The organism is Megasphaera elsdenii DSM 20460 (genome assembly GCF_003010495.1).
Lineage (GTDB): Bacteria > Bacillota > Negativicutes > Veillonellales > Megasphaeraceae > Megasphaera > Megasphaera elsdenii.
Map to the genome: position 1 here is coordinate 245,474 of NZ_CP027570.1, position 11,712 is coordinate 257,185.

Here is an 11,712-nt window from a genome sequence, read left to right on the forward strand (position 1 = left end):
AGGCCCTGATTTCCTGCTTGGGAGGTAAAAAAAGGTCCTGTCGTATAACGACAAGACCTTTTAAGTGGCTAGTTGTTAGTGGTTAGCGGATGGTTTTAAATTTAAGGCACAGCGGGCCGCCTACGAACAACGAGCCACGAATCACGAGCCACTAAATACAGCTTATTTTCCGCAATAGGCGATGACTTCGACTTCTACGAAGACGTCTTTCGGGAGGCGGCTGATTTCGACGCACGAACGGGCCGGCAAGGTCTTCTGGAAGTATTTGCCGTAGATTTCATTGACAGCGCCGAAGAAGTTGATGTCCGTCAGGTAAACCGTCGTCTTGACGACGTCATCATAAGAAAGACCGGCTTCTTCGAGGATAGCGCCGACGTTTTTCATGCACTGTTCGGCCTGTTCGACGACGCCGCCGGAAACGATTTTGCCTTTTTCCGGGTTGATGGCGATCTGGCCGGAAGCAAAGAGGAAATCACCGGCTTTGATAGCCTGAGAATACGGGCCTACTGCGCCCGGAGCTTTCGTAGTACTGATAACATTGACTGCCATGATAATGCATCTCCTTAATTTTAATCTAACTGTATTATACCTCGCAGGCCCTGGGAAAACCATAGGCCTGCGGCAATAATCACGATTCTGATTTAGCGTCAGCCCCTTCGATGAGGTGCCCTTCCCTGTCATACTGCTTCTTGTTCAAACCGCAGGCAAACCAGGCGGCGACGACAGCGGCGATGAAAACCCACGACGAGAAGATGGACATGCGCGTATCAGGGTTGTAAATCATGCCGATAGTGACGAGAATCAGGAAGATGATGCAGAAGTAATTGGAATAGGGATAGAGGGGCGATTTGAAAGGATGTTTCGCCATGACTTCCGGTCCCCAGGACTTGCGGAAATTTTTCTGGGCATAGGCCAGGACGAACCAGGCGACCATGCCTGGAAAAACAGAGGCACTGTATAAGTAAAGGAATAATTTGGAGTCCGGCACGAGGTAGTTGAGGATGACGCCGATAGCCAGGACGACGATGGTGACGGCAATGCTGTTGCGCGGCACGCCACTCGGCGACAATTTGGCAAAAATCTTCGGAGCCTGTCCGTTCTGTGCCAGCGTGTAGAGCATACGGCCCGAACTGTACATGCCGCTGTTGCAGCCGGACAGGGCCGCCGTGAGGACGACGAAGTTGATGATGCCCGCTGCGGCCGAGATGCCGACTTTGGCAAAGGTCATGACGAAGGGACTGCCGATGTAGCTGACTTCACTCCAGGGATAGATGCAGAGGATAATGAAAATCGAGCCGATGTAGAAGATGAGGATACGCCAGACGATGTTGTTGACGGCCTTCTTCAAGGTGTGTTTCGGGTCCTGGGCTTCGCCGGCCGTAATACCGATGAGTTCGACGCCCTGGAAGGACGCGGCGACGACGCACATGGCTGCCAGCATGCCGCCCCAGCCATTGGGCATGAATCCGCCGTGGTCCCAGAGATTGCTGATACCGACAGGAACGCCGCCATTGCCGAAGCCAAAGAGGATGACCGCAGCGCCGACGATGAGCATGACGATGATAGTGACGACTTTAATCAAGGCGAACCAAAATTCAAATTCACCGTAATATTTGACGGCTGCCATATTAGCCGCTGCGACGATGGCCATGCCGGCCAGGGCCGAGATCCATTGCGGCAGCAGTGGGAACCAGTAGTGGACGTAAATGCCGACAGCTGTGATTTCCGACAAACCGACGACGACCCACAGGAACCAATAGGAGCAGGCAGTGAGGTAGCCGACGAAAGGACTGATATATTTATGTCCATACGTGGCAAAGGAGCCGGTAACGGGTTCCTGATAAAGCATTTCCCCCATGATGCGCATGATGAAAAACATGACGACGCCCGTCACGGCATAACAGAGCAATACCGACGGTCCTGCCATCTGAATGGTGTTGGCCGATCCCATGAACAGGCCGACACCAATCGTCCCCCCAAGAGCGATCATCTCTACGTGGCGCGGTTTCAAGCCGCGTTCCATTTTCTGCTGTTCCATGATCTGCCCTCCATTACTTCAAGGTAACAAAATAATGATGGTCTTTGAGCATGGTCATCAGTTTTTCAACGTGCTTTTCGTTGGCCGTTTCCAGTTCCAGGGAGACGGCGGTCATGCCCATGTCGATGCCGTGCTGGCTGCGTTCATGGGTGATGGAAAGGACGTTGGCATTGGTGCCGGCAATAAGGGTCAGGAGCTTGACCAGTTCGCCCGGGACGTCGGGGATGACGGTCTGGAAGAAGATCTTGCGCTGGGACTTGATCAGGCCCTGGTTGATGACGCGGGTCATATTGTTGACGTCGATGTTGCCGCCGCTGACGAGGGCTGCGACTTTCTTGTTGCGGATGCCGGAAATCTTGCCGCTCATGAGAGCTGCGACCGGTACGGCACCGGCCCCTTCGGCAACGGTCTTGCCCCGTTCCAGGAGAATCAGGATGGCGCTGGCGATTTCCGATTCATCGACGGTGACGATTTCATCGACGTATTTCTTACAGATATCATAGGTCAAGTCACCCGGTGTCTTGACGGCGATGCCATCGGCCAGAGTAGCCTTGCCGTTGTAGGTAATGACCTGTCCTTTTTCGATGGATTCCTTCATGGACGGCATGTTTTCCGTCTGAACGCCGATGACTTTGATCTTAGGGTTGACATTCTTAGCGGCTACGGCCAGGCCGGAAATGAGGCCGCCGCCGCCAATCGGTGCGACGATAGCATCGACTTCGGGAAGCTGTTCGATGATTTCCAGGGCAATCGTCCCCTGGCCGGCAATGACTTCCGGGTCGTTGAAGGGATGGACGAAGGTATAGCCATGTTCCGTCGTCAATTCAACGGCTTTGGCTGCGGCTTCATCGAAGAAATCCCCGTAGAGGACGACATTGGCACCGTAGCCGCGGGTCGCCGTAATCTTACTCAAGGGAGCGTGTTTCGGCATGCAGATGACGGACTGGCAGCCATATTCGCTGGCAGCCAGAGCCACTCCCTGGGCGTGGTTTCCGGCCGAAGCGGCGATGACGCCTTTTTCCCGTTCTTCCGGGGTCAGGGAAGCGACTTTGTTATAGGCCCCGCGCAGTTTAAAGGAGCCTGTCCGCTGGAGGTTTTCCAGTTTCAAATAGACTTCGCAGCCAGCCAAATCGCTGACGGAATTACTGTACGAAAGACCCGTGACCTGGGCGACGCCCTTCAAACGTTCCCGTGCTTCTTCAATCATCTTTAAAGTAACTTTTTCTTCACTCATCATAGACGCTGCCAAAAGGCAGCTTCCCTCCTTTTCATTTCATTAATGATACGTATGCTTTATGGTTTCATCATACGCCGTTTGTTGTCTACTGTCAAGAGAATATTTGCGTATGTGTATTTTTATAATAGACATTTGTTCCAGAACGGGCGGTGTACAAGATTCGCGCGGGCCGCCGATTAGGGCGGGCTCGCCACGTGCGAGCCCCTACGTTGCTGGCGGTTTACCCACGACTCACGACCCACGACCCACGGCAAACGAAAAAGGCCTGTCGTTATACGACAGGCCTTTTTCCTCTTGGTGACCCCTACGGGATTTGAACCCATGTTCTCGCCGTGAAAGGGCGATGTCTTAGACCGCTTGACCAAGGGGCCATGGCTCCTCAAGTAGGACTCGAACCTACGACAAATCGGTTAACAGCCGATTGCTCTACCAACTGAGCTATTGAGGAATATCACTTCAAGCTCGTTCCGAATCGGAACAATTAATATTATACTTGAAGAGATAGAAAAATGCAAGTCTTTTTTACGATTTTTTTTGATGACTTTCTCCTGCCCTGCCGAGGAAATGGAAATAGGCCGTAAAACAATACACGGCAGCGACTAAGCCGATGGCTGCACCGGCATAGCCGATATACGGCAACAGGCCATGAGCCGTGACCTGCCCGCCAATCCAGGTACCACCGCCGATGCCGACATTGAAGATGCCCGAAAAGATGGACATAGCCACCGGTGCCGCCCCCATCGGGACATGGCGGATGAGTTCGGCCTGGAAGGTGACGTTGAACAACGTCGAAGCACAGCCGACGACCAGGCAAGCAGCGACCATCGTCCCTGCCCCGCCAGCAGCAGCCTTCCACAAGAGGAACGGAATGACCAGCCCCAGCAGTCCGGCCCGGATGATGCCATAGCGGAAATGATTGTAAAAATGGGAAAAGACAAAACTCCCTACAAGGCCGCTGACGCCGAGAAACATGAGTGTCGACGTGATTCCCTGGTCGCTAAAGGCAGCGACGATTTTGAGAAAGGGTTCGATATAGCTGTAGGCCGTGAAATAGGCCGTCGCAAACAGGACGGACAGGATATAGACGCTGACGACGACGGGATTCCTGAGCAATTTAGGCAGGTCATCGCGGGAAAAAGAGGCGTCACTGGCCAGTTTCGGAAAAACGAAGGCCAAATAAAGGAGCACGGCTAAGGCTGTTGCCGTAATGGTCAAGAAAGTCATGCGCCAGCCGGCATAGAGGCCAATGATCCGCCCCAAGGGCAGACCGAATATCATGGCGACAGCCGAGCCGGTGACGATCATACTCAAAGCCAAAGGGCGATGAGTCCGCGTGACCAGGCGTGTCGCTATCGGAGCTGCAATGGACCAGAAAATAGAATGAGCGCAGGCGACGCTGATACGGGCTGCCATGAGCATGGGAAAATTCAAGGCCAGCCCCGACGCCAGCTGTCCCAAGACAAAGAGACCCATAGTCCCTAACAAGAGGCGCCGCATCTCCATCTGGCAGACGAGTAGCATGAGCGGCAAGGACAACAAGGCTACGACCCAGGCGTAGACAGTGATCATAATGCCCGTCTGGGACTCAGTCATTGCGAAGGACTGAGAAATGTCCATGAGCAGACCGATAGGCGTCAACTACTCCCGACTAAAGTCGGGAGCTTGTAAGTCGGAACTGCATAGGTACTAACGACATCTAAAAGATGTCTTCCTAAATCCGCCTACATCATCGGGTGGCTGACAACACCCGCTTTGCTAAGGAGTTTACTCCGAAGCAGTTGTTATTCTTTCGTAACGAGGATTGTTATCTCCGGAAATCCACATAGTTCCGAGGAACTGAATATTCATAGCTCCGATACGGTCATCATTAGATCTGTAACCACACTGGCAACGATATAAGTGTTTGTGATGGTCACGGTTTTCCTTGTGGATAGTACCGCATTTGGGACAACGTTGAGAGGTATACTTAGCAGATACCTTCAGAACTTCGGAACGATTTTCATGAGCCTTATAGGTCAGGAATTGTTCCAACTGATAGAACGCCCAGCTGCGCAGGTCGTAATTTTGTTTAGCCGTTTTTGAAAGATGGGACTCTTCGAAGCTAACGCCGGTCAGATCTTCAAGCACAAACAGCGTATCTTTGCCGTATTTTTCAACGAGTGTCTTAGAAATCCGATGGTTTACATCAGACATCCAACGGTTCTCTCGTCCAGAAATGGCTTTGAGTCTACGCTTTGCTGACTTTGTGCCTTTAGACTGGAGCTGACGGCGGACTTCCTGAAATTTATGGCGTTTAGTAGCCATCTTCTTACCAGAAACAAATTCAGTTTTGCCCTGCTCGTCATAGCTAACGGTCAAAAAACGTAATCCACGGTCAATACCGACAACGTGACGGACGTTTTCTTTCTGAAAATCTTCGACAGCCTGGGTTACGGGAATATGGAGATACCATAAACCTTTGAGTTCGACCAGTTTTCCTGTTCCAAGTTCATAGGAACCATCGAGGTATTCAGCGAAATGTTCGCCCTCAAAAGTGCATTTGGTTCTTTTGCCGAGTGTATTGATAGATAGGATTTGACCATCATTAACGAAACTGTAATCTCGGTTACGGACCAAATCAGCTTGCGGACGAGTAAAGAATATCGGCTTCCAGAGCCATTCCAATGTCTTGATAATTCGTTGCCAGTTGCCATCTTCATCCTTATATCTGTAGGGATTTTGGAAGAGCTGTTGTTTTACCGTCTTATATCTGGCAATCGTCGTCTTGATAGAAGACTGGGCCAGCTGCGATTTCAGACCGAACTGGCTGCGCAGGTCACTGTACAGCTCTCTGTTGAGACTTTGGTAGGTCATGTTAAATCGGTGGTCGAAGATGTACTGCGACACGAAGTTACAAGCCTGACGGTATTGTTCCGTCATCTGACGGAACAGCGTCTCTTGTTCGGGAGTAACGTGTATACGAAGTTTTATTGTTTTAGTTAGGTTAGACACTATTTCTCACCTGCCTTTCTAAATATATATTACTTCATTAAAATTATTATAGCACTATTTTGCTGAAAATCTATTGCTTTTTATTGAAAGGAGGGGAGGTGCGGCGCCTCTCATGACTAAAGTCACGAGTCTCCGCCGCACCATGAAGATGAAGGGAAAAGTCAATAAGCGGGCCGCCGATTATGGCGGCCCCTACGCGGCTTTGGCAAACGAACCACAAAAAGGGCTGCCGCCTAAGCGACAGCCCTTTTTCGGGTAGTCTTTATTCTATTTCATTACTAGTAAGCCTTACTGAGTCTTACATCATGCCGGGCATACCGCCGCCCATGCCAGCCGGAGCTGCCGGAGCTGCCGGAGCCGGTTCCGGTTTGTCAGCGACCAAGGTTTCTGTCGTGAGGACGAGAGCTGCAATGGAAGCTGCGTTCTGGAGAGCTGTACGGGTTACTTTAGCCGGGTCGACGATACCAGCTTTGACCATGTCGACATATTCTTCTTTGAGGGCGTTGAAGCCTACGCCGTCTTCGGAAGCTTTGACTTTGGCAACGATGACCGAACCTTCGAGGCCAGCGTTTTCAGCGATCTGGCGGAGCGGAGCTTCGATAGCGCGTTTGACCAGGTTGATACCGGTCTGTACGTCGCCGTCTTCGTTAAATTCGTCGAGAGCCGGGAGGATGTCGATGAGGGTCGTGCCGCCGCCGGCTACGATACCTTCTTCAACAGCTGCGCGGGTAGCGTTGAGAGCATCTTCGAGGCGATATTTCTTATCTTTCAATTCGACTTCGGTAGCAGCGCCGACTTCGATGACAGCTACGCCGCCGGACATCTTAGCCAAACGTTCCTGCAATTTTTCTTTGTCGAAATCAGACGTCGTTTCAGCAATCTGGGCTTTGATCTGAGCAACGCGATCTTTGATGGCCTGAGGATCACCGTGGCCTTCAACGATGGTCGTTTCGTCTTTCGTTACGCGGACCTGACGAGCTGTGCCGAGGTCTTCCATGGTAACGCTGTCGAGTTTACGGCCTACATCTTCTGTAATAACCGTAGCGCCCGTCAAGGTTGCGATATCCTGGAGCATCGCTTTGCGGCGGTCACCAAAGCCCGGAGCTTTGACAGCAACCGCTTTGAAAGTACCACGGAGTTTGTTGACGACCAACGTAGCCAAGGCTTCGCCTTCGACGTCTTCAGCGATGATGAGGAGTTCTTTACCAGCCTGGACGACTTTTTCGAGGACCGGGAGCATTTCCTGGATAGAAGCGATCTTGCGGTCCGTAATGAGGATGTACGGTTCGCTCATGACAGCTTCCATTTTATCCGGATCCGTTACCATGTACGGGGAAATGTAGCCGCGGTCGAACTGCATGCCTTCGACGACGGAGAGCTGCGTGCCCATGGTCTTCGATTCTTCAACCGTGATGACACCGTCTTTGCCGACTTTTTCCATAGCGTCTGCGATGAGGCCGCCGACTTCTTCGTCACCAGCCGAGATAGAAGCTACCTGAGCGATAGAAGCTTTGTCGGATACGGCGATAGAACGTTTCTTGATTTCTTCGACAAGTTTAGCAACAGCTTTTTCGATACCGCGTTTGAGAATCATCGGGTTAGCACCGGCTGCGACGTTGCGCATGCCTTCCTGGATCATAGCCTGTGCCAGGATGGTAGCTGTCGTCGTACCGTCACCAGCGACGTCGTTAGTCTTGGTTGCGACTTCTTTGACGAGCTGTGCGCCCATGTTTTCAAAGGGATCTTCCAATTCGATATCGCGGGCGATGGTAACACCATCGTTAGTGATGGTCGGTGCGCCGAATTTCTTGTCAAGAACGACGTTGCGGCCTTTAGGCCCTAAAGTAACTTTTACGGCATTTGCCAAAGCGTCTACGCCTTTGCCGAGAGCGCGGCGTGCATCTTCGTTGAACAAAATCTGTTTAGCCATGTTGAACACACTCCTATGTGAAAGTTAAGTAGTTTTAAATTGATGATTTATTAGATGATAGCCAAGATGTCGCGTTCGCTGACGATCAAATATTTGGTGCCTTCGAACTTGACTTCTGTGCCGGCATATTTGGAGAAAATAATCTTGTCGCCTACTTTGACATCCAAAGCAACGCGTTTACCGTCGTCCTGTACTTTGCCCGGACCTACGGCTACGACTTCGCCCTGGCTCGGTTTTTCTTTAGCAGTGTCCGGTAAAAAAATACCGCTTGCAGTTTTTTCTTCCTGTTCCAATACACGGATAACTACGCGATCTCCTAACGGTTTTAACATTTTATATTCCTCCTTAAAAGTAAGTTGCTACTCTTTATTAGCACTCCATACTTCCGAGTGCTAACTTACAATATATATATTAGCCATTAAAGGTAAAAAAGTCAAGGCCTTAGCCCTGACTTTTTCCTGAAACGTTTTATTTTTTTTGACTTTTTATCTTTTCCGCACTGGCGACGACCGCATCGGCCACGGCTTTCAAGGATTTCCGGTTCTTCATGCTGTACTGCTGCAACCGGCGGTAAGCTTCGTGTTCGGATATATGATATAAGTCCATGAGGCAGCCTTTGGCCCGGTCGACGGCTTTGCGCGTCTCGATGCGTTCGTTCATATCATCGAGCTGCTGGGCCACTTCGCGCTGGTGGCGGAACTGGGAAATAGCGATTTCGATGGCCGGGAAGAGATTCACCGGGCTGACCGGTTTGACCAGATAGCCGAGGACCCCGGAGTCCTTGGCCTTGTCGACGATATCCTGCTGGCTGTATGCCGTGAGCAGCAGGACCGGTGCCAGGCCTTCGTGGCCGATCATGCGGGCCGCGTGGATGCCGTCCAGGCGGGGCATCTTGATGTCCAGGAGGACGATGTCCGGCTTCTCCTTGCGTACTAAATCGAGGGCCTCGACGCCATCAGCCGCTTCCCCGACGACGGTATGGCCGGCATCTTCCAGCATTTCACATAAATCCATACGGATGATCGATTCGTCATCCCCTATTACAACGCGATATCCCATTGGTTATTCTCCCCTCTCTGGTAATGGAAAACGGATGGTGACGACCGTCCCTTCCGGCACGCCGTCATCGAAAGCAATCGCCCCTTGTAAATCTTTCTCGATCAGCGTCCGCACGATGGCCATGCCCAGATGCTTGCGGCCCGTATCGACCGGCGCCTGGGCCATGCCGACGCCGTCATCACAGACCAGGATGAGACCGTTATCCCCGTCCCGGCGGATCGTGATAGACAGGGTCCCCTGGCTGCGCCCTTCAAAACCGTGGATGATGGCATTGGTAATGAGTTCGTTCAGGACCAGCGCCAGCGACGTCGCAGCATCGGACGGCAGAGGCAATATTTCCCCGGAAAATTTCGTCTCTACATGGCAGTCCTTGCTGACCAGGCTGTGAGCCAGGAGGCCCAGCAGTTTCTGGGCCACGTCGGAAATATCAATGTTCTCTTCATCGTGGTGGGACAACGTCTCGTGGACCAAAGAAATGCTGAGGATCCGGTTCAGGCTTTCTTTGAGGACGTCCCGCGCTTCTTCACTGGTCGTGCGCCGCATCTGCATGCGCAGCAGACTGGCGATGGTCTGCAAGTTGTTCTTGACGCGGTGGTGGATTTCCTTGATGACCGACGTCTTGACCATCAGTTCTTCTTCCTTGCGGTGCAATTCCGTCCGCTCGGTCAGGATGGAAATGACCCGGCGGACTTTGCCGCGCTGCAGGATAGGAATGACCCGGCGGGAAACGACGGCTTCACCGAGCGTCACGTCGTCGGTCAGCCCTGTCGCCTGGGACAGGGCTTTCTTGGCCCCGGTCAGGTCGAGGCGGGTATTGTAGATATTGGTCCCCGTAATGGCGCCGCGCTGGCCGCACATGTGCAGGATGCTGTCGGCCATGTCGTCGGCATAGATGACGACGCCGTTGCAGTTGACCAGGACGACGCCATCCTGGATGGACAAGGGCCGGTACATGGAATGGAAATCCATGGGCACCTGCAAGGACAAAAAGGCCGTTTCCGTCAAGATTTCCCGGTTGTCTTCGACGGCTCCGACAAAGGCAATGACGGCAATCGTCCCGCCGCCGTTATCGACGAAGGGATAGGACACGATCGGCGCCATGCGGCCGTATTCGATTTCCCTTTCGCCCTGCAAGGCCTGCCCAGCCTGGAAGACCTGATAGTTGAAGGGTTCTTCATACCGGGAAAAGACAGCGCCCGGATCGGTCGTCTCGGTCTGCCGTCCTTTTTGCAGGAGCGGCGTCCGGTGGGCGGCCAGGACCAGGGTCCCCGCGTCCTTTCCCGGCACGTAGACGAAGAGTTCCCGGTGCGACAAGTCGCTGGCGAACTGCAATAATTCTTCACTGTTCTGTAAAATATGGATCTGCACGGGCGACAACGTGCTCTGAGTCCGGCAGACCGCTTCAAGTGTAGCCATAGAAGATTCCCCCATCTCTTCACAGGATTAGTCCGATGTAATCGGCAGGGCCGGCTTGGCGTTGAGCGTCAAATCGGCAAAACGGCCGTCCAAGGCCATGTAATAGGCCCGGCAGCCGATCATGGCGCCGTTATCGGTGCAGAGGATCGGATCGGGCCGGTAAAAGGCATAGCCCTTGTCGGCACAGGCCGCACTCATGGCCGCTGCCAGGCCGCTGTTGGCCGAGACGCCGCCGGCGACGGCAATTTTTTTAGCCCCACAGTAAGAGGCGGCGTCCATGGTCTTTTCGACGAGCGTTTCGACGACGGTCTTCTGGAAGCTGGCCGCGACATCGGCCGCATTATAGGACTGGCCGCGCTGTTCCTGCGTGTGCAGGTAGTTCAGGACGGCCGATTTGAGGCCACTGAAGCTGAACTCGAAGTTGTGCTTTTCATGAAGGGCCTTCGGAAAGGCGATGGCGTCGGGATTCCCTTCTTTAGCCAATTTGTCGATCTGCGGACCGCCCGGATAGGGATAGCCCATGACGCGGGCAATCTTGTCGAAGGCTTCACCGGCTGCGTCGTCGCGGGTCTGACCCATGAGTTTGAACGAATTATAGCCATTGATCTGGACCAGCTGCGTATGGCCGCCAGAAACGACGAGGGCCAGGAACGGCGGTTCCAGTTCGGGATGGCTGAGGAAATTGGCAAAGATGTGGCCTTCCATGTGGTTGACACCGACCAGGGGCTTATCGGCAGCAAAGCTGATGGCCTTGGCGGCGGCGACGCCGACCAGCAGGGCACCGACCAGGCCGGGCCCGTAGGTAACGCCGATATGGTCGATATCGGCCAAGGTGACCTGCGCCGTATCGAGGGCTTCCTTGATGATGGGCAGGACGTATTCGATATGCTGGCGCGAGGCGATTTCCGGTACGACACCGCCGAACTTGCGGTGAATCGGTACCTGTGTCGATATGATGTTGGAGCAGATGTGGCGGCCGTCTTCGATGACAGCAGCCGACGTTTCGTCACAACTCGTTTCTAAAGCTAAGGTATACATAGA

11 protein-coding genes and 2 tRNA genes are annotated in these 11,712 nt (G+C 53.1%); 1 reads left to right on the forward strand and 12 read right to left on the reverse strand.

The genetic code is table 11. The annotated features are described in order from the left end of the window. Positions 1-162 precede the first annotated feature (162 nt). The 7 genes from C6362_RS01220 to C6362_RS01250 form a co-directional block, all read right to left on the reverse strand. Positions 163-549, reverse strand: a complete 387-nt coding sequence (locus C6362_RS01220; protein ID WP_014016230.1) for a RidA family protein — start codon at positions 547-549, stop codon at positions 163-165. A 79-nt stretch (positions 550-628) separates the two neighbouring features. Further along, positions 629-2,038 (reverse strand): amino acid permease, encoded by a 1,410-nt coding sequence (locus C6362_RS01225; protein WP_014016229.1) that lies wholly within the window; start codon positions 2,036-2,038, stop codon positions 629-631. A gap of 13 nt (positions 2,039-2,051) precedes the next feature. Next, entirely contained in the window at positions 2,052-3,272 is a 1,221-nt protein-coding gene (gene ilvA / locus C6362_RS01230; protein ID WP_041647163.1) for a threonine ammonia-lyase, read from the reverse strand. Positions 3,273-3,570: 298 nt separating this feature from the next. Next, positions 3,571-3,646: transfer RNA gene (locus C6362_RS01235), tRNA-Glu, on the reverse strand. 1 nt (position 3,647) lies between these two features. Further along, positions 3,648-3,723 (reverse strand) — tRNA-Asn (locus tag C6362_RS01240). Positions 3,724-3,797: 74 nt separating this feature from the next. After that, positions 3,798-4,892 (reverse strand): MFS transporter, encoded by a 1,095-nt coding sequence (locus tag C6362_RS01245; RefSeq protein ID WP_232501451.1) that lies wholly within the window; start codon positions 4,890-4,892, stop codon positions 3,798-3,800. Positions 4,893-5,039: 147 nt separating this feature from the next. Then, complete coding sequence (locus C6362_RS01250; protein WP_014016226.1) at positions 5,040-6,266, reverse strand: RNA-guided endonuclease TnpB family protein; 1,227 nt, start codon at positions 6,264-6,266, stop codon at positions 5,040-5,042. A gap of 112 nt (positions 6,267-6,378) precedes the next feature. On the opposite strand from C6362_RS01250, the gene C6362_RS11760 reads away from it, so the two are divergent. Then, positions 6,379-6,525, forward strand: a complete 147-nt coding sequence (locus C6362_RS11760; protein WP_014016225.1) for a hypothetical protein — start codon at positions 6,379-6,381, stop codon at positions 6,523-6,525. Between the two features lie 39 nt (positions 6,526-6,564). On the opposite strand, the gene groL is transcribed toward C6362_RS11760, so the two are convergent. The 5 genes from groL to tsaD all read right to left on the reverse strand — a co-directional run bounded on the left by groL (position 6,565) and on the right by tsaD (position 11,709). After that, positions 6,565-8,196, reverse strand: a complete 1,632-nt coding sequence (gene groL / locus C6362_RS01255) for a chaperonin GroEL (protein WP_014016224.1) — start codon at positions 8,194-8,196, stop codon at positions 6,565-6,567. Between the two features lie 50 nt (positions 8,197-8,246). Next, positions 8,247-8,528, reverse strand: coding sequence for a co-chaperone GroES (groES, locus tag C6362_RS01260; RefSeq protein WP_014016223.1), 282 nt, complete (start codon positions 8,526-8,528; stop codon positions 8,247-8,249). Between the two features lie 136 nt (positions 8,529-8,664). Next, entirely contained in the window at positions 8,665-9,255 is a 591-nt protein-coding gene (locus tag C6362_RS01265) for an ANTAR domain-containing response regulator (protein ID WP_014016222.1), read from the reverse strand. A gap of 3 nt (positions 9,256-9,258) precedes the next feature. After that, on the reverse strand, positions 9,259-10,671 hold the full coding sequence (locus tag C6362_RS01270) for a histidine kinase N-terminal domain-containing protein (protein WP_014016221.1): 1,413 nt from the start codon (positions 10,669-10,671) through the stop codon (positions 9,259-9,261). 27 nt (positions 10,672-10,698) lie between these two features. After that, complete coding sequence (gene tsaD, locus C6362_RS01275) at positions 10,699-11,709, reverse strand: tRNA (adenosine(37)-N6)-threonylcarbamoyltransferase complex transferase subunit TsaD (RefSeq protein WP_014016220.1); 1,011 nt, start codon at positions 11,707-11,709, stop codon at positions 10,699-10,701. Positions 11,710-11,712 lie beyond the last annotated feature (3 nt).